Annotated in this window: 22 protein-coding genes; 11 read left to right on the forward strand and 11 right to left on the reverse strand. The window is 70.1% G+C overall.

Translation table 11 applies throughout. The features are described from left to right. Positions 1 to 26 precede the first annotated feature (26 nt). The 4 genes from VGT80_RS13145 to VGT80_RS13160 all read left to right on the forward strand — a co-directional run bounded on the left by VGT80_RS13145 (position 27) and on the right by VGT80_RS13160 (position 4,053). Positions 27 to 608 (forward strand): hypothetical protein, encoded by a 582-nt coding sequence (locus VGT80_RS13145; protein WP_327456506.1) that lies wholly within the window; start codon positions 27 to 29, stop codon positions 606 to 608. Between the two features lie 67 nt (positions 609 to 675). After that, positions 676 to 1,566 (forward strand): hydrogen peroxide-inducible genes activator, encoded by an 891-nt coding sequence (locus VGT80_RS13150; RefSeq protein WP_327456508.1) that lies wholly within the window; start codon positions 676 to 678, stop codon positions 1,564 to 1,566. 84 nt (positions 1,567 to 1,650) lie between these two features. Next, entirely contained in the window at positions 1,651 to 3,408 is a 1,758-nt protein-coding gene (locus VGT80_RS13155; protein WP_327456510.1) for an ATP-binding protein, read from the forward strand. Positions 3,409 to 3,540: 132 nt separating this feature from the next. After that, on the forward strand, positions 3,541 to 4,053 hold the full coding sequence (locus VGT80_RS13160) for a PadR family transcriptional regulator (RefSeq protein WP_327456512.1): 513 nt from the start codon (positions 3,541 to 3,543) through the stop codon (positions 4,051 to 4,053). Positions 4,054 to 4,194: 141 nt separating this feature from the next. Here the strand turns inward: VGT80_RS13160 and VGT80_RS13165 are convergent, their stop codons facing one another. Then, a complete protein-coding gene (locus VGT80_RS13165; protein ID WP_327456514.1) occupies positions 4,195 to 6,303 on the reverse strand; it encodes a prolyl oligopeptidase family serine peptidase in 2,109 nt (702 codons plus the stop codon). An 82-nt stretch (positions 6,304 to 6,385) separates the two neighbouring features. On the opposite strand from VGT80_RS13165, the gene dapF reads away from it, so the two are divergent. The 3 genes from dapF to VGT80_RS13180 are packed head-to-tail and all read left to right on the forward strand — an operon-like array spanning position 6,386 to position 9,016. Next, the gene (dapF, locus tag VGT80_RS13170) at positions 6,386 to 7,207 is read left to right on the forward strand and encodes a diaminopimelate epimerase (protein ID WP_327456515.1); all 822 of its coding nucleotides are present in this window, start codon (positions 6,386 to 6,388) and stop codon (positions 7,205 to 7,207) included. Next, the gene (gene mtaB / locus VGT80_RS13175) at positions 7,204 to 8,562 is read left to right on the forward strand and encodes a tRNA (N(6)-L-threonylcarbamoyladenosine(37)-C(2))-methylthiotransferase MtaB (RefSeq protein ID WP_327456517.1); all 1,359 of its coding nucleotides are present in this window, start codon (positions 7,204 to 7,206) and stop codon (positions 8,560 to 8,562) included. Before dapF ends, mtaB begins: the two co-directional genes overlap by 4 nt. A gap of 10 nt (positions 8,563 to 8,572) precedes the next feature. Then, positions 8,573 to 9,016: a GFA family protein gene (locus VGT80_RS13180; protein WP_327456519.1), complete on the forward strand. Its 444-nt coding sequence runs from the start codon at positions 8,573 to 8,575 to the stop codon at positions 9,014 to 9,016. Here VGT80_RS13180 and VGT80_RS13185 read toward each other — a convergent pair. Further along, positions 9,013 to 9,636, reverse strand: coding sequence for a trimeric intracellular cation channel family protein (locus VGT80_RS13185; protein ID WP_327456521.1), 624 nt, complete (start codon positions 9,634 to 9,636; stop codon positions 9,013 to 9,015). The two genes, VGT80_RS13180 and VGT80_RS13185, sit on opposite strands and share 4 nt — an antisense overlap. Before the next feature lie 59 nt (positions 9,637 to 9,695). Between VGT80_RS13185 and ftsY the strand changes: the two genes are divergently transcribed. Beyond that, complete coding sequence (gene ftsY, locus VGT80_RS13190; RefSeq protein WP_327456523.1) at positions 9,696 to 10,640, forward strand: signal recognition particle-docking protein FtsY; 945 nt, start codon at positions 9,696 to 9,698, stop codon at positions 10,638 to 10,640. Continuing rightward, positions 10,637 to 11,233, forward strand: coding sequence for an inner membrane-spanning protein YciB (locus VGT80_RS13195; RefSeq protein ID WP_327456525.1), 597 nt, complete (start codon positions 10,637 to 10,639; stop codon positions 11,231 to 11,233). The genes ftsY and VGT80_RS13195 overlap by 4 nt, the downstream gene beginning before the upstream one ends. A 12-nt stretch (positions 11,234 to 11,245) precedes the next feature. On the opposite strand, the gene VGT80_RS13200 is transcribed toward VGT80_RS13195, so the two are convergent. The 9 genes from VGT80_RS13200 to ccmA all read right to left on the reverse strand — a co-directional run bounded on the left by VGT80_RS13200 (position 11,246) and on the right by ccmA (position 15,977). Continuing rightward, positions 11,246 to 11,452 (reverse strand): hypothetical protein, encoded by a 207-nt coding sequence (locus tag VGT80_RS13200; RefSeq protein WP_327456527.1) that lies wholly within the window; start codon positions 11,450 to 11,452, stop codon positions 11,246 to 11,248. Between the two features lie 77 nt (positions 11,453 to 11,529). Continuing rightward, positions 11,530 to 11,784 (reverse strand): hypothetical protein, encoded by a 255-nt coding sequence (locus tag VGT80_RS13205; protein WP_327456529.1) that lies wholly within the window; start codon positions 11,782 to 11,784, stop codon positions 11,530 to 11,532. A gap of 48 nt (positions 11,785 to 11,832) precedes the next feature. Next, the gene (locus VGT80_RS13210; protein WP_327456531.1) at positions 11,833 to 12,357 is read right to left on the reverse strand and encodes a DsbE family thiol:disulfide interchange protein; all 525 of its coding nucleotides are present in this window, start codon (positions 12,355 to 12,357) and stop codon (positions 11,833 to 11,835) included. A 10-nt stretch (positions 12,358 to 12,367) separates the two neighbouring features. Then, complete coding sequence (gene ccmD, locus VGT80_RS13215) at positions 12,368 to 12,502, reverse strand: heme exporter protein CcmD (RefSeq protein ID WP_327456533.1); 135 nt, start codon at positions 12,500 to 12,502, stop codon at positions 12,368 to 12,370. A 2-nt stretch (positions 12,503 to 12,504) separates the two neighbouring features. After that, on the reverse strand, positions 12,505 to 13,227 hold the full coding sequence (gene ccmC / locus VGT80_RS13220) for a heme ABC transporter permease CcmC (RefSeq protein ID WP_327456535.1): 723 nt from the start codon (positions 13,225 to 13,227) through the stop codon (positions 12,505 to 12,507). 56 nt (positions 13,228 to 13,283) lie between these two features. Beyond that, on the reverse strand, positions 13,284 to 13,934 hold the full coding sequence (locus VGT80_RS13225) for a Spy/CpxP family protein refolding chaperone (protein WP_327456537.1): 651 nt from the start codon (positions 13,932 to 13,934) through the stop codon (positions 13,284 to 13,286). Positions 13,935 to 14,032: 98 nt separating this feature from the next. After that, on the reverse strand, positions 14,033 to 14,566 hold the full coding sequence (locus VGT80_RS13230; protein WP_327456539.1) for a Spy/CpxP family protein refolding chaperone: 534 nt from the start codon (positions 14,564 to 14,566) through the stop codon (positions 14,033 to 14,035). A 63-nt stretch (positions 14,567 to 14,629) separates the two neighbouring features. Then, on the reverse strand, positions 14,630 to 15,295 hold the full coding sequence (gene ccmB, locus VGT80_RS13235) for a heme exporter protein CcmB (RefSeq protein WP_327456540.1): 666 nt from the start codon (positions 15,293 to 15,295) through the stop codon (positions 14,630 to 14,632). Positions 15,296 to 15,374: 79 nt separating this feature from the next. Next, a complete protein-coding gene (gene ccmA, locus VGT80_RS13240) occupies positions 15,375 to 15,977 on the reverse strand; it encodes a heme ABC exporter ATP-binding protein CcmA (RefSeq protein ID WP_327456541.1) in 603 nt (200 codons plus the stop codon). Positions 15,978 to 16,197: 220 nt separating this feature from the next. Between ccmA and acnA the strand changes: the two genes are divergently transcribed. Both acnA and VGT80_RS13250 read left to right on the forward strand, forming a co-directional pair. Continuing rightward, a complete protein-coding gene (gene acnA, locus VGT80_RS13245; RefSeq protein WP_327456542.1) occupies positions 16,198 to 18,888 on the forward strand; it encodes an aconitate hydratase AcnA in 2,691 nt (896 codons plus the stop codon). 198 nt (positions 18,889 to 19,086) lie between these two features. After that, positions 19,087 to 19,713 (forward strand): DUF1223 domain-containing protein, encoded by a 627-nt coding sequence (locus VGT80_RS13250; RefSeq protein ID WP_327456543.1) that lies wholly within the window; start codon positions 19,087 to 19,089, stop codon positions 19,711 to 19,713. Positions 19,714 to 20,105 lie beyond the last annotated feature (392 nt).

Consider the following 20,105-nt stretch of genomic DNA (forward strand, 5'->3'; position numbering starts at 1 on the left):
CTTCAGGCCCCCGCAAGGACGTCCCCATGTTCGCCCGCCTCACCCTCGCCGCCGCCGTGGCGACCCTCGCGGTCGGCGCCGCCGTCGCCCAGGCGCCGCAGCAGCGGCTGGCCGGAACGGTCAAGTCGCTCGCCGCCGGCCACCTGGTGATCACCGGCGCCACGGGCGACGTGGACCTGGTGCTGGCGCCCACCACGCGGATCGTCCTCCTGAAGGCCGCCTCGTCCTCGGAGATCAAGCCGGGCGCCTATCTGGGGACGGCCAATGTCACCACCGAGGAGGGTGGCCGCGCCACCGAAGTGCACCTGGCCGACAATGGCCCCAACGTCCATTCGGTGATGAACGCCGGCACGGGCCTGATGATGACCAACGGCCATGTGAAGTCGGTCGCCACCACCGGCAAGGGCCAGGAGATGGACGTCGACTATGGCACAGGCGCCCGCCACGTGGTCGTGCCGCCCAATACGCCGGTGACGCGGATGAACCCGGCCGATGTGACGGCGCTGAAGCCGGGGACCTCTGTGACCGCCGCGGCCCAGACCGCCACGGACGGCAAGCTGGTCGCGGTGTTCGTGGCCATCCAGCCGCCGAAACCCGCCAAGCCCTGACGGCCGCCCATAGGGTACTCTCGATAGGCGATGGGAATCGTATAGGCGCGCTCTATATATCAGAGCCATGCTGCCGACCCTTCGCCAACTGCTCTATCTGAAGCTGCTCGTGGAGCACGGGAGCTTCGGGCGCGCCGCCGAGGCGGCCCACGTGACCCAGCCGACGCTCTCGGCCGGCATCCAGGAGCTGGAGCGCTGTCTCGGCGCGCCGGTGGTGGAGCGCGCGCGGTCGGGCGTGATCCTGACCCCGGTCGGCGAGGAGGCGCTGCGCCGCGCGCGGGTCATCCTCAACGAGACGGACGAACTGGTGGAGGCGGCCAAGAGCGCCAACCAGCCGTTGTCCGGCCGCTTTCGCCTGGGCGTCATCCCGACGGTCGCGCCGTTCCTGTTGCCCAAGGCCCTGCCGCTGCTGCGCGAACGGTTTCCGAAGCTTAGGCTCTTCCTGCGCGAGGACCTGACCCACCGGCTGGTGGCGGGCCTGCGCGCCGGCCAGCTGGACGCCGCCCTGATCGCCCTGCCTTACGACCTGGCGGGCCTGCACTACGCCCACGTCGCCGACGACGAACTATTGGCCGCCGTGCCCGCCAACCACCCGATCGCCGGCCAGAAGCGGGCGACCATCGCGGCCCTGGAGCAGGAGGACATCATCCTGCTGGAGGACGGCCATTGCCTGCGCGAGCACGCGCTGTCGGCCTGCGGACTGACGCTGCGCAAGCCGCCGCCCGGCGAGGAGGTGTTCGCCGCCACCTCGCTGCCGACGCTGGTGCAGATGGTGGGATCGGGCCTAGGCGTCACCTTCCTGCCGGCCATGGCGGTCGAGGCCGGGCTCACCGACACCGCCCCCGTCGCCATCCGACCGATCGCCGCCGACCACCCGAGCCGCGAGATCGTGGTCGCCTGGCGCGCCGGATCGAGCCGCGCCGCCGAGGGCAAGCTGCTGGCCGAGACCCTGCGCTAGCGGCGCGGGCGGCGGTATCGGATGGACGACATTAGGGTTGTCTAAATCCCCCCTGGGGCATGTTGCGCCGCTTCGGGGGAGCCGATGCAGAACGGCGTCAGCTATCACAGGGTCGCGGTCACTCGCGCCAATGAGCTGGGGATGCGGATCGGCCTGGCGCTGATCATCGCCGCCGGCGTGTGGGCGATCACCCGCACCGCCTGGCCCGCGGCCTGGTTCGCCCTGGTGGTCGCGGTGCAGTTCCTCGACCTGGCGCTCACCGCCCCCATGCGCCGCAATCCTGATTTCGCGCCGACGGCCTGGCAGGAGGCCGGCTACCTCGGCCTGATGGCGACGACCGTCCTGGTCTGGGGGATCATCGGCCCCTATTGCTGGCTGACCGGCGGGCTGGAAGGCCATCTGTACGCCCTGCTGATCCCGGCCTCGGGCCTGGTGCACGTGGGGCTGCAGGCGCAGTCCTCGAAGCGGCTGCTGTGGGCCGGCTGCACGCCGCACGCGCTCTACCTGGTCAGCCTGCCGATCCTGTCGCTGGTGCTTGAGCCGGGCGTCAACCGCGCGGCCATGGGATTCGTGGGCCTGGGCGCGGCCCTGTTCATCGCCCACCTGGTGATCGCCATCCGCCGCAACCGCCGCGCCACCGTCGAGCTCGACAAGGCCCTGACCGAGGCCCGGTCCGAGCGCGCCCGCGCCGAGGACGCCAGCGCCGCCAAGAGCGACTTCCTGGCCACCATGAGCCACGAGATCCGCACCCCGCTTAACGGCGTCCTGGGCATGGCCCAGGCCATGGGCCACGACCGCCTCCCCAAGGCGCAGCGCGAGCGGCTGGAGGTGATCCGCCAGTCCGGCGAGGTGCTGCTGATGCTGCTCAACGACCTCCTGGACATCTCCCGCATCGAGGCGGCGAAGCTCGAGCTCGAGATGGGCGTGCTCGACATCGGCGGACTGGCGACCCAGGCCCAGGCCGCCTTCGCGCCGCTTGCCGCCGGCAAGGGGCTGACGCTGGCCATCAAGGCCGATCCGGCGGCGCTGGGCCTGTGGCGCGCCGACGCAACGCGGGTCCGGCAGATCGTCTACAACCTGCTCTCCAACGCCGTGAAGTTCACCGACCGGGGCGGCGTCACCCTGGCCTTCCGGGTGGAGGACGATGGCGCCTTGGCCATCCGCGTGGCCGACACCGGCCTGGGCGTGGCGGCGAGCCAGCTGCCGACCCTTTTCGAGCGGTTCATCCAGGCCGAGGCCTCGACCTCGCGGCGCTACGGCGGATCGGGCCTGGGGCTGGCCATCTCCCGCGAGCTGGCGCGGCTGATGGGCGGCGACATCACCGCCCACAGCGAGGCGGGCCAGGGCTCGGTGTTCACCGCCCGCCTGCCGCTGGCCCGCGCCGAGGCGGCGGCAGCCCCGATGCTCGCCGAGCCCGTCCACGAGGCCCCGCAGGCCGACCTGCGGGTGCTGGTCGCCGAGGACAACGAAACCAACCAACTGGTGCTGCGCACCCTGTTGAGCCAGGTCGGCATCGATCCGCACGTGGTCGCCGACGGCGCCCAGGCGGTGGACGCCTGGCGCACCGGGACCTGGGATGTGGTGTTGATGGACGTGCAGATGCCGGTGATGGACGGCCTGGCCGCCACCCGCCGCATCCGCGAGCTGGAAGCCGCCGAGGGCCGGGCGCGCACGCCGATCCTGGCCCTGACCGCCAACGCCATGTCGCACCAGGCGGCGGAATATGTGGCGGTGGGCATGGATGGGTTGGCCCCCAAGCCGATCCAGATCGAACAGCTGATCGGCGCCATCGCCGCGGCGCTGGAGCCGCGAGACGCCGAGCCGGCTGCAAAGGCCGGCTAGAGTCAGACCTATTTAGACTGTATCGAAATCGCTTGCGCGCCGATCGCATTCCGATATATCTGGGATATCGATATATCTCGATAGGAGCGAAAATTGTTTCACCACCACCATTCAGACCGCTATGAAGGGCGCATGCGCCATCACCTGGAACGCCACCATGCCCGGGGCCGGATGCGCGGCCGCCGGCTCGGCCGCCTGCTGGAGCACGGCGACCTGCGATATGTCGTCCTGGCCCTGCTCGCTGAGCAGCCCCGCCACGGCTACGAGCTGATCAAGGAGCTCGAGGAGCGCACCGGCGGCGCCTATCGGCCGAGCGCCGGGGTGATCTATCCGACGCTCGCCATGCTCGAGGACGAGGGCCTGGTCCGGCCCGCGGGCGGCGAGGTCGGCCGCAAGCTCTATGAGCCCACCGACGCCGGTAAGGCCGAGGTCGAGCAAAACCGCAACCACGTGGACGCCGTGTTCGCCCGGATGGCCGAGGTCGCCGAGAGTTCGGAATCCAGCCGCCCGCGGATCGCCCGCGCCATGGCCAACCTCGGCATGGCCCTGCAGAACCGCCTCTCCCAGCGTCCGATCACGGCGCTGGAGATCGACCGCATCGTGAGCATCCTCGACGACACCGCCTCGGCGATCGAGAAGAGCTGAGCTCAAACCTGCGTCATCCCACGGTCAGCCGCAGGCTGATCCGGGGGACCCAAGCCGAAATCGCACTTTTCGCGCCAGCTCGAAGCGCAGCATGGGTCCCCCGGATCGCCTTGCAGGCGACCGGAGGATGACGTGGTTGAATTAGTCCATCAGCTTCTGGGCCAGGTAGACGTAGTGCCGGGCCCAGCGGCGGGCGTTGAGTTCGGGGTCGGCGTCGTTGGCGTGACCGCCGAACGTCTGCTCGTAGTAGAGGTAGGGGATCCCCATCGCCTCGAGCCTGGCCGCGAACTTCCGCGCATGGCCCGGGTGCACGCGGTCGTCGCGGGTGTTGGTGGTGATGTAGGCCTCCGGGTATTTCACGCCGGGTTTCAGGTTCTGGTAGCCGGAATATCTGGCGATGAAGGCGCGGTCGGCCGGCACGTCGGGGTCGCCATATTCGCCGATCCACGAGGCTCCGGCCGAGAGCTTGTGGTAGCGCAGCATGTCGATCAGCGGGCTCTCGACGACCACGGCGTTCCACAGCTCGGGATGCTGGGTCATGGAGACCGTGGTCAGGACGCCGCCGTTGGAGCGGCCGTAGATGCCCAAGCGCCGCGGCGAGGTGATGCCGCGGGCGGTCATGTCCTTCGCCACGGCGGCGAAATCGTCGAAGGCGAGCTGGCGCTTCTCGCGCAGCACCGCCTCGTGCCAGGCGGGACCAAACTCGCCGCCGCCGCGGATGTTGGCGATCACATAGGCGCCGCCGCGCTCCAGCCAGATCTTGCCCATCTCGGGCAGGTAGACCGGCGGCTTGGCCACCTCGAAGCCGCCGTAGCCGTACATCAGGGTGGGCGTCGAGCCATCGAGCCTGGCCCCCTTCGGGCGCACCACGAAATAGGGAATCTTGGTCCCGTCGCTCGAGGTCGCCCAATACTGCTCGACCACGTCCTTCGAGGCGTCGAAGCGGGCGGGCAGGGCCTTGACCGGCTGGGCCGCGCCGGAGGCGGCGTCGGCGAGCCACAGGGCGGTCGGGTCGAGGAAGCCCTCGGCGTCGACGAACAGGCTCTCGCCGTCGTCGTCGGCGGCCACCAGTGTGAGATTGGCGTCCTTCGGCAGCGGCAGGCGATGCGAAATCCAGTGGCCGCCCTGGAAGACGTAGGCATCGACCGCGCCCTTCACGTCCTCCAGGAGGTCGACCACCAGCCGGCCGCGGGTGGACTCCACCTGCTGGACGGCCTGGCGCGGGCCGGGCTGGAAGACCAGCGCCGGCTTGGCCGTGGCCGGGTCGCGGTCGAGGTCGGAGAGGTCGTAGGCGATCAGCGCCCCGGCGCCGAATCCGCGCCAGGCCTCCTTCAGCGCGAAGACCACCTGGCGGTCGACATAGGTCTCGAACTCCGCCTTGGGCGGCAAGGCCAGGCGCAGCAGCCCCTTCGGGCGCAGCAGGCTGAACTCGTTCTCGAAGAAGGTGACGCTGCGGCGGATGATCAGGCCATCGGTCCGGCCGCCCACGCCGTGCAGCACGATCCCCTGGGCGCCCACGTCGGTGGGCTTGCCGCGGAACACCTCGCGCGGCGCACCCGCGCGCGGCACGATCTTCACCACATAGCCATAGCCGGACTTGGTCACTTCGCCCGGGACCCATTCGCGGTCGACGACCAGGGTATTGGCGTCGAGCCAGTCGAGGTTCTGCTTGCCGCTCGCGAAGCGGAAGCCCCCAGCCACGAAGCGCCGTGTGGCCGTGTCGTATTCTCGGACCTCGACCGCGTCGGAGCCGCCGTCCGAAAGCCTGACCAGGCACAGGTTCTGCGCCGGGCGCAGGCAGTCGGCGCCCTTCCAGATCCAGTTCTTGCCCTCGGCCCTGGACAGCGCGTCGAGGTCCAGCAGGATCTCCCAGGTCGGGGCCATGGTGCGATAGCTGGCGAGGCTGGTGTGGCGCCAGACGCCGTGCACGTGGGCGCCGTCCTGCCAGAAGTTGTCGATCCCGCCCGCCCGGAAGCGCGGGTTCGGGATGCGGTCCTTGGCGGTGAAGATCGCCAGGGCTTCGTTGTGGAACGCCGCGTAGCGCGGATCGGATTCCAGCCGCTTGGCGGTCCTTGCGTTCTGGCCCTCGACCCAGGCCATGGACCTCGGCGCCTCGATGTCCTCCAGCCACTGGAAGGGATCGTCGGGGGTTGCGGAGGTCGCGGTCCGCGGTTGGGCGTGGGCGACCGGCCCTTGGAAGACTGGAACGAGGCAGGCGAGCGCGGCCAGGCCGCAAAGCAATGATTTCATGCCGGCTTTCTTAGCGTCGCCGCAACGGCCCTGTCTCGCCCCAGGTGCTTCGGGAGGCGTTCTCGCCTATATGTCCGCGGCCATGAGCCGTCCGTTCCTGAAGATGAACGGGCTCGGCAACGACTTCGTCGTGGTCGAGGCCCGCACCGCGCCGTTCCAGCCGACGGCGGCCGAGGTGCGCGCCATCGCCGACCGCGCGGCGGGCATCGGCTGCGACCAGCTGATCGTGCTCGAACCGGGTGAGGGGGTCGACGCCCGCGTGCGGTTCTGGAATGCCGACGGCGCGGAGATCGCGGCCTGCGGCAACGGCACGCGCTGCGTCGGCTGGCTCCTGATGCAGGCCTCGGGCAAGGACCAGGCGACGATCGAGACCAAGGCCGGCTTGCTCAGGGCGAGCCGCGCCGGCGAGCGGCTGGTCAGCGTCGACATGGGCGAGCCCAGGCTGGACTGGCGAGAGATCCCGCTCGCCGCGGCGCACGACACCCGCGCGCTCGACGTGGCGCTCTACGACCATCCGGGGCTCTGCGGCCCGCCGGCCTGCGTCTCCATGGGCAATCCTCACGTGGTGTTCTTCGTGGCCGACCTGGACGCCGCGCCCGTGCGCGAAGCCGGGCCCGCGATCGAGCGCCATCCGCTGTTCCCCGACGGGGTCAACGTCGGCTTCGCCCAGATCATCGACCGGCATCGGATCAAGCTGCGGGTCTGGGAGCGCGGCGCGGGCCTGACCAAGGCCTGCGGCACCGGCGCCTGCGCGGCCCTGGTCGCGGCGGCCCGGCGCGACCTCACCGACCGCACGGCGACGCTCGAGCTGGACGGCGGCGAGCTGCTCATCGACTGGCGCACCGACAACCATGTGATCATGACCGGCCCTGCCGCCGTCGATTTCGCGGGCGAGCTGCCATGACCAGCGACGTCGACCCCAAGGAGTTGTTCGATCCCGGACATGGCGCGGACGCGCCATTTCGGGATGACAACTCCGCCGGCGGAGCCGTCGAAATTGTCACCTTCGGCTGCCGGCTGAACGCCTATGAGAGCGAGGTCATCCGCAAGCGGGCCGCGGAGGACGGGCTGGCCGACGCGGTGGTGTTCAACACCTGCGCGGTGACGGGCGAGGCGGTGCGTCAGGCGCGCCAGGCGATCCGCAGGGCGCGGCGCGAGCGGCCGGACGCCAAGCTGATCGTCACCGGCTGCGCGGCGCAGATCGACCCGGCGGCGTTCGCGGCCATGCCGGAAGTGGACCTGGTGCTCGGCAATGCGGAGAAGAGCGCGCCCGGCGCCTATCTGGCGGCGCCGGAGCTCGGCCGGGTGCGGGTCAACGACATCATGAGCGTGCGCGAGACCGCGGGGCATCTCATCGCCAGGGACATTGGGGGTCTGAAGGACCGCGCGCGGGCCTACGTCGAGGTGCAGAACGGCTGCGACCACCGCTGCACCTTCTGCATCATTCCCTACGGGCGCGGGAACTCGCGTTCGGCGGCGGCGGGCGAGGTGGTCGAGCAGGTGCGCCGGCTGACGGCCCAGGGCTACCGCGAGGTGGTGCTGACCGGGGTCGATATCACCAGCTGGGGCGCTGACCTGCCCGGCCAGCCCAGCCTCGGCCAGCTCGTGGCGCGGATCCTGAAGCTGGTCCCCGAACTGCCCCGGCTGCGGCTATCGTCCATCGACGCCGCGGAGATCGACGATGATCTGCTGCGGTGCCTGGCCGAGGAGCCGCGGCTGATGCCCTACCTGCATCTGTCCCTGCAGGCCGGCGACGACATGATCCTCAAGCGGATGAAGCGACGGCACTCGAGAGCAGACGCGCTGAAGCTGATCGCCGACGTGCGCGCCGTGCGGCCCGAGACGGCGTTCGGCGCCGACCTGATCGCGGGCTTCCCCACCGAGACCGAGGCGATGTTCGAGAACACCCTCCAGCTCGTGGAGCAGGCCGGGCTGTCGTTCCTGCACGTCTTCCCGTTCAGCCCGCGTCCGGGCACGCCGGCGGCGCGGATGCCGCCGGTTCCCAAGGCCGAGGTGAAGGCCCGCGCCGCGCGGCTGCGGGCGGCGGGCGAGGCGGCCCTGGCGCGGCATCTGCAGCGCCAGGTCGGGCGCACGCTGATGGGCCTGGTGGAGCGCCGCGGCGTGGCCCGCGCCGAGGATTTCACCGAAATCGCGTTTGCGGGCGAGGCCCAGCCGGGCGAGATCGTGGCGCTGAAGGTGACCGGCCACGACGGGGTTCGCGCCCAGGCGCGCGCGGCGGTTCTCGAGGCGGCGGAATGAGGTGCGCGCGATGAGCTATTCCGGCGGCTGCCAGTGCGGCGCGATCCGGTTCTCGGCCGAGCGGCTGGGCGCCTCCAGCATCTGCCACTGCCGCATGTGCCAGAAGGCGACCGGCGGCTTCTTTGGCCCCTATGTCGACACCGAGGGCTTCGTCTGGACCAAGGGTCCGCCGGCCTATTTCCAGAGCTCCGAGGCGGTGCGGCGCGGCTTCTGCGCCGCCTGCGGCACGCCGCTCAGCTTCGAATCGAAGGGCCATGTGGGGATCATGATCGGCGTCCTCGACGATCCGGAGCAGGCGGCGCCGGCGACCCAACTGCTGTTTCCCGAGAAACTCTCCTACGTCGATCACCTGGGCGAGCTAGCGGCCTGGACCAACCCCAAGACCGGCCAGGACGCCGCCGGGACCTTCGCCGGCGTGGTCTCCCGCCAGCAGCCCGACGACGGGTCCACCTAGTCCGGCGTTCGGCCGGGGAATCCGGGCAGGGTCCAGCGGAAGATGATGGCGCCGGCGCGGATCGCGAAGGCGAGCGCGAAGGCCGCAAGGCCGGCCGGGATGATGGCGACGCCCACGATCTGCAGCAGCACGAAGGCCGTGGCCCCGACCAGGGCGGCGGTGACGTAGAGCTCGCGCCGGAGCAGCACCGACGGCTCCTCGGCCAGCACGTCGCGGATGATGCCGCCAAAGGTCGAGGTCAGCACGCCCATGACGATGGCCGAGAGCGGCGGGGCGCCGAGCGATGAGGCCTTCAGCGCGCCGACCACCGCGTAGGCGGCCATGCCGACGGCGTCGAGCCAGGTGAGAATCCGCTCGCCCCGGCGGCCCCAGCCGAACAGCCAGATGGCGGCCGCGGCCCCGAGCGTGACGGCGAGGTAGGCGGGCCGCGCCACCCAGAACACCGGCGCCCCGATCAGCAGATCGCGCAGGGTGCCGCCGCCGACGCCGGTGACCGCGGCGAAGAAGCCGAAGGTGACGATGTCGTGCTTGCGCCGCGCGGCGGCCAGCGCCCCGGTCGCGCCGAACACGGCGACGGCGGCGTAGTCGAGCGCCGAAAGGGCCTGTGCGAGGACATCCACGGCGCAGACCCTGCGGTGAGGCGTGACGCGCCGCAAGCGGCCAGCTAGAAGGCCGCCCCATGAGCGAACCGAAAAAGGGCTGGTTCCAGCGCCTGACGGCGGGCCTGTCCCGCACCTCCAAGCAGATGGGCGAGCAGATCACCCAGGTCTTCGTGGCCAAGGAGCCGCTGGACCAGGCCAAGCTCGACGAGCTGGAGGAGATGCTGATCGAGGCCGACCTCGGCCCGCATTCCGCCGCCCGCATCACCGAGCGCTTCGCCGCCGAAAAGTTCGGCAAGGACGTGGACGAGGCGGAGATCAAGGAAGCCCTGGCCGCCGCGATCGGCGACGAGCTCGCCGCCCGGGTCGGCCACTTCGATCCCCTGGCCGGTCCCAGGCCCTACGTCGTCCTGTTCATCGGCGTGAACGGCTCGGGCAAGACCACGACGCTCGGCAAGATCGCCGCCGACCTGACCGCGCGCGGCGCCAAGGTGATGGTGGTGGCCGGCGACACCTTCCGCGCCGCCGCCGTCGAGCAGTTGAAGGTCTGGGCGGACCGCGCCAAGGCCGACTTCATGAGCCGCCCGGCCAATTCCGACGCCGCGGGCCTGGCCTTCGACGCCGTGGAGAAAGCGCGGGCCGAGAACTACGACGTGGTGCTGATCGACACCGCCGGCCGGCTGCAGAACAAGCAGGGGCTGATGGACGAGCTCTTGAAGATCATTCGGGTGATCAAGCGGCTGGACCCCGAGGCGCCACACGAGACCCTGCTGGTGCTCGACGCCACGGTCGGCCGCAATGCGCTGGCCCAGGAGAACATCTTCGGCAACCAGATCGGGGTCTCCGGCATCGTCATGACCAAGCTCGACGGCACCGCGCGCGGCGGGGTGCTGGTGCCGGTGGCCCAGGCGTCGGATTCGCCCATCAAGCTGATCGGCGTGGGCGAGCAGATCGACGACCTGCAGCCCTTCGATCCTCGCGCCTTCGCCCGCTCCCTGGTGGGCCTTTCGGAGATGCCGCGATGAGCCCGAAAATGGGGCGCTGGGTGCGCCTGTTCGTCGACTATGCGGGGCTGGCGGCCTTCCTCGTGACCATGCTGGTGGTGCGCGACCCAGATCCGAACAGGGCGCCGATCCTGGCGAGTTGGGCGGTGGTAGGCGGCTCCCTGGCCGCCCTGGCTGTCGGCCTCGCCCTGGAGCGGCGGCTCGCGCCCATCCCGCTGGTGACGGCCATCTTCGGGGTGATTTTCGGCGGGGCGACGATCTATTTCCATGACCCACGCATCATCAAGATGAAGCTGACGATCCTGGACGCGGCCCTGGGCGCCTTCCTGGTCACCGGCGCGCTGCGCGGGAAGAATCCGTTGAAGGCGCTGATGGGCGAGGCCTTCCATCTGCCGGATCCCGTCGTGCGGACCCTGACGCTACGCTACGCCCTGTTCTTCTTCGCCCTGGCCGCGGCCAACGAGGTGATCTGGCGAACCCAGTCCAACCGCGTCTGGGCGCTCTACAAGTTCCCCGGCACGGCGGTGCTGATCTTCCTCTTCGCCATGAGCCAGGCGCCCCTGATGATGAAACACATGCCGGACGACGAACCGGCGAAGGACGAGACGCCTTAGGCGTCGGGCGCCTCAGGAGTTGGCGGACGCGCGCGGCCGGTCGATCTGAGCCGGCCGCAGGTGCGGTGAGGCGAGGCGGTCGTAGTCGCGCTGCGGCAGGCTGCGGGTGATTGCGTCGAGCATGGTCGGCCCATCGGCGCGGATCGGCGGGGGCTCGCCGAACAGCTCGCGCCAAAGGGCTGCGGCTTCGTCCTGGATCCTTTGATCACGGTTTTTCATGCCTGGAAGAACCCCCGGGCGGAGGGCCTGTTCCGCAATAAGAATAGTTAATGTTTCAGTGGCTTAGCTGAAGCCGGTTACACGCGGATGTCGAGCAGCGAGCCTGGCCGCAGGATTTTCTCAGGCTTTTCAGCGGCTGCGTCGGGAATCCGTTGCAGCGGGGCCGCAACCGGCGCCGGCTTGGCCATGGCGGCCGCCGGCGCGGCCGCTGCGGTCTTGCCGAGCGCCGCGTCGAAGAAGGCCTTCTGAGCGGCGAGCTTGGCCTGATCGGCGCGCGGCGCGCTGGTTGGTCCCTGCAGCGGCGGGAAGGCCTGGGGACGGATCGCGGTCATGCGGGAAGCCGGGACAACATGGTTAATGCGAGCTTGCCGCGCCGCGTCTCAACGGCCGGTTAACGCCCGCGCCGCGAGCGCCTTGGCGTCGGCGGGCTCCAGCGGCCCGGTGTGCTTGTCGAGGATCACGCCATTGGCGCCGACCAGATAGGTTTCCGGCACGCCGGTCACCCCGAACTCGATGCCGGCCCGGCCGTCGCGGTCCACCAGGCGCTGGGCGAAGGGATCGCCGAGCCGGTTCAGGAAGCCCTGGGTGTTCTCCGGCGCGTCCTTGTAGGCGACGCCGACCATCCGGACCTTGCCGGCCTTCATCTGCATCAGCACCGGCGCCTCGATCTCGCAGGGCGCGCACCAGGAGGCGAAGAAGTTGATCACCACCGGGCCGTCCCTGGCGAGGTCGCGCAGCTTCACCGGCCGGCCGTCGTCGAGCGAGGCGAGCGTCACGTCGGGGAGCGGCTTGCCGACCATGGCGTGCGGCTCGACGTGTGGATTGTGGTTCAGGGCGAAGAGGCCGAACAGCAGGCCGAGCGCCGCCAGCACGACCAGCGGCAGGAAGGGCAGCCACCTGGTCATGCGCGGAGGCTCATTTGCGGGCCAGGTCCTCGGCGCGTCGCTTCCAGCGCCGGGCGTGGGCCAGCGAGGCGGCGATCATGATCGCGAAGGTGAGCGCCGTGACGCCATAGGCGGGCCAGATGAACGCCGCGTACTTGCCAACCATGCTCAAGCCCTCGCCACGCGCAGCGCCGCGGCCTCGGCGCGGCGGCGCCAGACCTCGCCGCGGATGCGGATCAGCCACAGCGACCCGAAGCCCGCCAGATAGGCCACCAGCATCAGATAGAGCGGCGCGGCATAGACCGGGGCCAGGGCGCCGGGGGTCAGCATGGTCGAACCCTGGTGCAGGCTGTTCCACCAATAGACGCTGAAGTGGACGATGGGCAGGTTCACCAGGCCCACCAGCGCCAGGATCGCCGCGGCGCGCGCCCCCTTGGCCTCGTCGTCGATGGAGGCCCTGAGCGCCAGATAGGCGATGTAGAAGAGGAACAGCACCAAGACCGAGGTCAGGCGCGCATCCCACACCCACCAGGCGCCCCACATGGGCCGCCCCCAGAGCGAGCCGGTGACCAGGGCCAGGAAGGTGAAGCCGGTCCCGAGGAAGGCGGCGGCCTGGGCCGCGCAGTCGGCCAGCACGTGTCGGAACACCAGCGCCAGCAGGCTGGCCACGCCCAGGCAGCCATAGACCAACATCGACATGATCGCCGCCGGCACGTGGATGAACATGATCCGCACCGTGGCGCCCTGCTGGTAGTCCTCCGGCGCGGTGAAGCCGAGCCACAGGCCCGCGGCCGCCAGAGCCACGGCGATCAGGCCGAACAAGGGCGCGGCCCAGCGCGAGAACGCCATGAAGCGTTCCGGATTGGCCAGGAAGGCGGGGGCCGCGATCATGTCCGCCGATTAGCCCCCGCCGCGACGTGCGGCAATCTCTGTCGCGATCTGGACGGCTAGAAGCTCGGCGGCGTCGGGGGAACTGGCGGGAGCGGCATGGGCGGCATCGGCGGCATGCCGGGCACGGCGTGCACGAAGCGTATCTGCTGCATCATGCCCATGTGGCCGGCGCCCTCCATCTCGTCGAAGGCCTTCTTCTGGCCGGCGTCGAGCTGGTTGTAGAAGGTCCGCGTGGCGGCGATGTGGGCCCTCACCATGGCGTCGTGCTCGGCCAGCATCTTCTCCATGTCGGCGAGCCGCTCGGGCGTGGTCTTGGGCCCGTCGTGGTCGTCGGCGTGAAGCATCATGGCGCTGTGCTGCGGATGCAGCGCGGCGAGATAGGCTGTCAGGGCGGCTTCCTGGTTGGGCCGCAGCTGCAGGGCGTTGCGCAGGTGTTCGGCCGGGTCGCGATGGTGGCGCATGGCCATGGCCATGGCCTCGTGCGGGTCGACCACGGTGGTCTTGCCGTCGCGGGTGACGGTGACCTTGCCCGAGGCGTCGCGGATCACCCGGACCTCGTGCGTCACCCCGTCGGTGTCCGTGCGCACGATGGTCTGGGACTGGGTCCTGGGCGCCGGGGCCGCCTGTTCGGCGTAGGCCGCCGCGCCGGCCGTCGCGCAGAGCGCGAGGGCCGCGCCCGCGAAGAGAATGCTGAACTGCCGAGACATCGCCGTCCTCCAGATGAATGGCTGAGCCCGGAAGCTCGGCGGCAAAAAGGGCGAAAAGGCGCCCGCGGACGGGCGCCTCGCCTTAAACCTTCGTAATGTCAGTCGCCGTGCGGCGGCGGCGCGCCGTGGTCGTGGCCTTCGGGTCCGCCATGCAGGCCGTGATGTTCGCCACCCATGCCGTGCTGGTGCTCGCCGTGTCCCATCTTCATGGGCATGGCGTCGAAGGCCTTCTGCTGGGCCGGCGAGAGCTGGGCGTAGAAGCGCTTCACCGCGTCAGCGTGCTGACGGAAGCGCGCCTCGTGCTCGGCGATGCGGGCGGCCATGCGGTCGAGCCGCTGCGGCGTGGAGAGCCCGGCGCCTTCCTCGTGGTCCTTGCGCATGTGCTCGCGCTCGCCCGCGGGCGGCTGCATGGCGGCGACCAGGGCTCGCAGCGCCGGCTCCTGATCGGGACGCAGTTGCAGGGCGTCGCGCAGGTGCTGGGCGTGGCGCTCGGCCATCTGGGCGGGGTCGGGGCGCTGCCAGTGGTGGCCCTCGGCGTGCGAGCCGGCGGGCGGCGGCGCGGGTTGGGCGAAGCTGGCGGAGCCGGCGCAGATCGCGAGCGCGGCGGCCATGGAGATAGAAGCGAGTTTCATCGGTGGTCCTTTTGACGTCCCTGCGCCTTGCACGGCGAGCGATCTACGTTCCGTCGCAGAGGGTCACGACAGCGCGTTGCGGCAGGCCGCCGCCATGGCGATGGGTCCGAGCGCCACGGCCGCGGCGGCATAGGCGCCGAGCAGGGCCATGCCCGCCTGCCATGGCAGCCCCGAGCCATAGGCCGCCAGCGCGCCGCCGCCGAAGATCACCGGCGGGGTGAACAGCGGCAGGACGATCACTGCGGTCAGCAGGCCGCCGCGCCGGGCGCCCAGGGCCAACGCCGCCCCGATGCCGCCGATGAAGGCGAAGGCCAGGCCGCCGGCCAGGGCGCAGGCGAAGATCAGGGGCGCCAGCCGCACCTCGGCGCCCAGTGCAATGGCGGCGATGGGGGCGGCCAGCGCCAGGGGCGCCCCGGTGGCGATCCACTGGCCCAGGCACTTGACCGCGCAGGTCAGCTCCAGCGGCGTGGCCGAGAGCGTCAGCAGGTCCAGGGCGCCGTCCTCGTAGTCGCGCTCGAACAGCCGGTCGAGCGACAACAGAGACGCGAGCGCCAGCGCGACCCAGGCCGCGCCCGTGGCGACCGACGCCAGCCGCTGGGCTTCCGGCCCGATGGCGAGCGGCAGGAGGGTGGCGACGCCGGCGTAGAAGCCCACCGTCACCAGCGGTCCGCCGCCGCGGCCCCAGGCCAGCGCCACCTCGCGGCGGAAGAGGGCGCGAAGCGGGCTCATCCGGCTTCGCTCCTGACGGAGCTGCGCAGGACTTGCCCTGTCAGAAGGATGTACCCTCCGAAGCCTTGGCAAAGGAGGGTCAAGCCGGGATCTCCAGCGTTCGTGTCGCGCCCGGCAGCGGGTCGTGCACGGCGGCCAGGATCAGCCCCTTGCGGCGCAGATGGTCGGCCATGATCTCGGCAAACCGGCCGCGCCAGCGGGCGTCGAGCGGGCTCAGCGGCTCGTCCAGCAGCCACAGCGGCCGCGGGGCCGCGATCAGCCGGGCCAGCGCGAGGCGCCGCCGCTGGCCGGCCGACAGCCTACGGACCTCGAGGTCGAGCAGCGGGACCAGTTCCAGGGTCTGCGCCGCGGCGCGCGCATCGACCTCCGCCCCGCCGCTCCACCGGGTCCAGAAGCGCAGTTCCTCCAGCGCCGTGCGAGCCGGCTTCAGCCCGTCATGGTGGCCGATGAAATGGACGCCTTGCCCCCGCGCGGCCTCGGGCTCGGCCCCGTCGAAGCCGATCTCGCCGGCCTCGGGCCGCACGAGGCCCGCGACGGCGCGCAGCAGGCTGGTCTTGCCCGACCCGTTGGGCCCGATGAGCGCGCAGGCCTCGCCCGCGGCCAGCGCCAGCGACAGGTCCTCGAACAGCAGCCGGCCGCCGCGGCGAACGCTCAGATTGCGCAGGGAAAGGCCGGCGATCATCGGGGCGTCTCGCCGGGCCGGCGAGCCAGACCTTGCGGGTATGGAAGCCAACCTGCCCGTGCATGGACGAGGCGAACGGTTCGGCCTATGAAGCGCCCGGCCGCCGTCGCCTCGGGGGACGTACGCCGCGCGGAGCCGGAACCTGTGTTTCCGCCTCTAAAAGCGCGCGATCCCTGGGTCGATCCTGGTGTGGCCGGGAACAGAAGAAGGATCCCCCAAGATGGCGTCAGTCGACAGCCTGAAAACCCGCCGCGAGCTCGTGGTGGGCGACAAGACCTATGCTTACTACAGCCTTCGGGCCGCCGAGGAAGCCGGACTTTCGGGCGTCTCGCGCCTGCCGATCTCGATGAAGGTGCTGCTGGAGAACCTGCTGCGCAACGAAGACGGCCAGTCGGTCGGCGAGGATGACCTGCGCGCGATCGCGGCCTGGATCGACAACAAGGGCGGCGTCGAACACGAGATCAGCTTCCGCCCGGCCCGCGTGCTGATGCAGGATTTTACCGGCGTGCCGGCCGTCGTCGACCTGGCCGCCATGCGCGACGCCATGACCACGCTGGGCGCCAACCCGGAGAAGATCAATCCGCTGAACCCGGTGGACCTGGTCATCGACCACTCGGTGATGGTCGACTACTTCGGCAACGCCAAGGCCTTCGGCGAGAACGTCGAGCGCGAGTACGAGCGCAACATGGAGCGCTACCGCTTCCTGCGCTGGGGCTCCTCGGCCTTCAACAACTTCCGCGTCGTGCCGCCCGGCACCGGGATCTGCCACCAGGTGAACCTCGAGTACCTGGCCCAGACCGTCTGGACCAATGACGCGGACGGCGTGACGACCGCGTACCCCGACACCGTCGTCGGCACCGACAGCCACACCACCATGGTCAACGGCCTCTCGGTGCTGGGTTGGGGCGTGGGCGGCATCGAGGCCGAGGCCGCCATCCTCGGCCAGCCGATCCCAATGTTGATCCCCGAGGTCGTGGGCTTCCGCCTGGACGGCAAGCTGCCGGAGGGCGCGACGGCCACCGATCTGGTGCTCACCGTCACCCAGATGCTGCGCAAGAAGGGCGTGGTCGGCAAGTTCGTGGAATTCTACGGCCCCGGCCTCGCCTTCCTGACCATCGAGGACCAGGCGACCATCGCCAACATGGCGCCGGAGTACGGCGCCACCTGCGGCTTCTTCCCCGTCACCCAGTCGACCATCGACTATCTGAAGGCCACCAATCGCGACAAGGCCCGGGTGGCGCTGGTCGAGGCCTATGCCAAGGAGCAGGGCATCTGGCGCGATCCGGCCGATCCGGACCCGGTGTTCTCCGACACGCTGCAGCTCGAACTCGGCGGGGTGTTGCCATCGCTCGCCGGCCCCAAGCGGCCGCAGGACCGGGTGCTGCTCAGCGACGCCAGCCGTGAGTTCAAGGAGGCCCTGGCCGGCGAGTTCGGCAAGGGCGAAGGCTCGGGCCAGCGCGTGAAGGTCGAGGGCGAGAACTTCGACCTCGGCAACGGCGACGTGGTGATCGCCGCCATCACCTCCTGCACCAACACCTCCAACCCCAGCGTGCTGATCGCCGCGGGCCTGGTGGCCAAGAAGGCCGTCGAGAAGGGTTTGAAAGTGAAGCCTTGGGTGAAGACCTCCCTGGCGCCGGGATCACAGGTGGTCACCGACTATCTGAAGGCCGCGGGCCTGACCAAGCACCTGGACGCGCTGGGCTTCAACCTGGTGGGCTATGGCTGCACCACCTGCATCGGCAACTCCGGCCCGCTCCCCGAGCCGGTCTCCGACGCGATCACCAAGAACGACCTGGTGGCGGTCAGCGTGCTCTCCGGCAACCGCAATTTCGAGGGCCGGATCAACCCCGACACGCGCGCCAACTACCTGGCCTCGCCGCCGCTGGTGGTGGCCTATGCGCTGGCTGGCTCCATGCAGATCGACCTGGTCAACGAGCCGCTGGGCGAGGGCAAGGACGGCAAGCCCGTGTACCTCAAGGACATCTGGCCGGCCTCCGACGAGATCGCCGCCCTGCAACGCAAGCACGTCACGGAGAAGATGTTCGCGACCCGCTACGGCGACGTCTTCAAGGGCGACAAGGCCTGGCAGGGGATCAAGATCACCGGCGGCCAGACCTACGCCTGGGAAATGGGCTCCACCTACGTCCAGAACCCCCCGTACTTCGAGGGGATGCAGATGGAGCCGGCCCCGGTGAAGGATGTCATCGAGGCGCGCGTGCTGGGCGTGTTCGGCGACTCGATCACCACCGACCACATCTCGCCGGCGGGTTCGATCAAGGCCACCTCGCCGGCCGGGGTCTATCTCAGGGAGCACCAGGTGCCGCAGTCGGAGTTCAACTCCTACGGCGCACGCCGCGGCAACCACGAGATCATGATGCGGGGCACCTTCGCCAATATCCGCATCCGCAACCGCATCACCCCCGACATCGAAGGCGGGGTGACCAAGCACTTCCCGTCCGGCGAGGTCATGTCGATCTACGACGCGGCCATGCGCTACCAGGCCGAGGGACGGCAGCTGGTGGTGTTCGCGGGCAAGGAATACGGCACCGGCTCGTCGCGCGACTGGGCGGCCAAGGGCACCAAGCTGCTGGGCGTGCGGGCGGTGATCGCCGAGAGCTTCGAGCGCATCCACCGCTCGAACCTGGTGGGCATGGGCGTGCTGCCGCTGCAGTTCCTCCAGGAAGGATGGCACAAGCTGGGCCTGACCGGCGAGGAGATCGTCTCGATCCGCGGCCTCGGCGACCTCAGTCCGCGCAAACAGCTGATCGTCGAGCTCTACCGCCCGTCCGACGGCCGGATCGCGCGCTTCCCGGTGCGCTGCCGCATCGATACGCCGACCGAGCTCGAGTACTTCAGGAACGGCGGCGTCCTCAACTACGTGCTGCGCAACCTCGCGCGGCAGGCGGCCTAAGGGCTTGAGGGGCGGGCGGCTTGCATGAACGGGTCGCCCGCTGCCACTCACACCTTGTTGAAAGTGACCCCGTCAGGAACTCCGGTTAAGTGCGCCGCGATGCGGAAAGCCGCGCTTCTCTTCTCGCTCCTCGCCGGCCCGCTCGCCCTTTGGCCAGCGGTTGCGGCCGCCCGGCCGCCCGCCAGGACTCCGGTGGTGGTGGAGCTCTACACGGCCCAGGGCTGCGGCGCCTGCGGAGAGGCCAATGCCTATGTGGCCAAGCTCGCCGAGCGCCCGGCGACCCTCGTGCTGACCTTCCCGGTGGACTACTGGGACTATCTCGGCTGGTCGGACACCTTCGCCAAGCCGGAGTTCGCCGACCGCCAGAAGGCCTATGTGGCCAAGCTGTCGCTGCGCGAGCCCTATACGCCCCAGGTGGTGATCGACGGCCGCGTGCAGGCCACCGCGATCAAGACCGAGCGGGTCGACAAGCTGGTCGCCGAAGCCGCCAAGGCGCCGCACGATCCGCCCGACATCCGCTTCATCTCCGGCGGCAAGCGCATCGATGTCGGCTCGGCCAAGGCGCCCAAGGGCGGGTCCGAGGTGTGGCTGGTCCGCTATGACCCGCGCGAGCAGGACGTGGCCGTCAAGAGCGGCGACAACAAGGGCCAGACCATCGTCCAGAAGAACGTGGTGCGCGAGGTCAAGCGCCTGGGCGCCTGGAAGGGCAGGCCGGTGAGCTTCCGGCTGCCGGCGGCCTCGGAAGAGGGGCTGAAGAGCGTGATCCTGGTGCAGGCCGCGCACGGCGGCCGCATCCTGGGCGTCGCGCAGGCGAAGTCCAAATAGCTGTCATCCCGGTTTTGGCTGAAAGCCAAAGACCGGGACCCCTCGCGCCCGATCCTTCAATCGACGGCGCGGGCGAGGCCGCCGCGATCCCCCGATCATCCGGAGCTGGGGGTCCCGGATAGCTGCTTCGCCGCTTCCGGGATGACGCAAGACGCGGAAGGCCCGCGCGGCCTGGAGAGAGGGGCCGCGCGGGCTCGCGCTTTGGGAGATATGTGCGTCGGTCGACCGGGCTGTCGATCCAGGGGGGCTGGGGGGGCTGTTCAGGATCCAAGACCGAACAGTTCCGATCAACCGACCCTGCCAATCTGGGGGCCCGATCAGGCGCGCGCGTGCCCGAAATAAGGTCATTTCACGGCGCGGCGGGGCCGTTGGTGTCGGGTCTGCAAGCCCGC

This window comes from Phenylobacterium sp. (assembly GCF_035944335.1).
Classification (GTDB): domain Bacteria; phylum Pseudomonadota; class Alphaproteobacteria; order Caulobacterales; family Caulobacteraceae; genus Phenylobacterium.

Coding starts and splice junctions, on each gene's coding strand:
- ccmC (WP_327456535.1), bottom strand. CDS start 13,227: ATGATCGCGGCCCCCGCCTTCCTGGCCAATCCGGAACGCTTCATGGCG.
- ccmA (WP_327456541.1), bottom strand. CDS start 15,977: ATGATCGCCGGCCTTTCCCTGCGCAATCTGAGCGTTCGCCGCGGCGGC.
- mtaB (WP_327456517.1), top strand. CDS start 7,204: ATGACCAGCGACGTCGACCCCAAGGAGTTGTTCGATCCCGGACATGGC.
- VGT80_RS13180 (WP_327456519.1), top strand. CDS start 8,573: ATGAGCTATTCCGGCGGCTGCCAGTGCGGCGCGATCCGGTTCTCGGCC.
- VGT80_RS13165 (WP_327456514.1), bottom strand. CDS start 6,303: ATGAAATCATTGCTTTGCGGCCTGGCCGCGCTCGCCTGCCTCGTTCCA.
- VGT80_RS13205 (WP_327456529.1), bottom strand. CDS start 11,784: ATGACCGCGATCCGTCCCCAGGCCTTCCCGCCGCTGCAGGGACCAACC.
- acnA (WP_327456542.1), top strand. CDS start 16,198: ATGGCGTCAGTCGACAGCCTGAAAACCCGCCGCGAGCTCGTGGTGGGC.
- ftsY (WP_327456523.1), top strand. CDS start 9,696: ATGAGCGAACCGAAAAAGGGCTGGTTCCAGCGCCTGACGGCGGGCCTG.
- VGT80_RS13210 (WP_327456531.1), bottom strand. CDS start 12,357: ATGACCAGGTGGCTGCCCTTCCTGCCGCTGGTCGTGCTGGCGGCGCTC.
- VGT80_RS13230 (WP_327456539.1), bottom strand. CDS start 14,566: ATGAAACTCGCTTCTATCTCCATGGCCGCCGCGCTCGCGATCTGCGCC.
- VGT80_RS13155 (WP_327456510.1), top strand. CDS start 1,651: ATGCAGAACGGCGTCAGCTATCACAGGGTCGCGGTCACTCGCGCCAAT.
- VGT80_RS13195 (WP_327456525.1), top strand. CDS start 10,637: ATGAGCCCGAAAATGGGGCGCTGGGTGCGCCTGTTCGTCGACTATGCG.
- VGT80_RS13160 (WP_327456512.1), top strand. CDS start 3,541: ATGCGCCATCACCTGGAACGCCACCATGCCCGGGGCCGGATGCGCGGC.
- VGT80_RS13150 (WP_327456508.1), top strand. CDS start 676: ATGCTGCCGACCCTTCGCCAACTGCTCTATCTGAAGCTGCTCGTGGAG.
- ccmD (WP_327456533.1), bottom strand. CDS start 12,502: ATGGTTGGCAAGTACGCGGCGTTCATCTGGCCCGCCTATGGCGTCACG.
- dapF (WP_327456515.1), top strand. CDS start 6,386: ATGAGCCGTCCGTTCCTGAAGATGAACGGGCTCGGCAACGACTTCGTC.
- VGT80_RS13200 (WP_327456527.1), bottom strand. CDS start 11,452: ATGAAAAACCGTGATCAAAGGATCCAGGACGAAGCCGCAGCCCTTTGG.
- VGT80_RS13225 (WP_327456537.1), bottom strand. CDS start 13,934: ATGTCTCGGCAGTTCAGCATTCTCTTCGCGGGCGCGGCCCTCGCGCTC.
- VGT80_RS13145 (WP_327456506.1), top strand. CDS start 27: ATGTTCGCCCGCCTCACCCTCGCCGCCGCCGTGGCGACCCTCGCGGTC.
- ccmB (WP_327456540.1), bottom strand. CDS start 15,295: ATGAGCCCGCTTCGCGCCCTCTTCCGCCGCGAGGTGGCGCTGGCCTGG.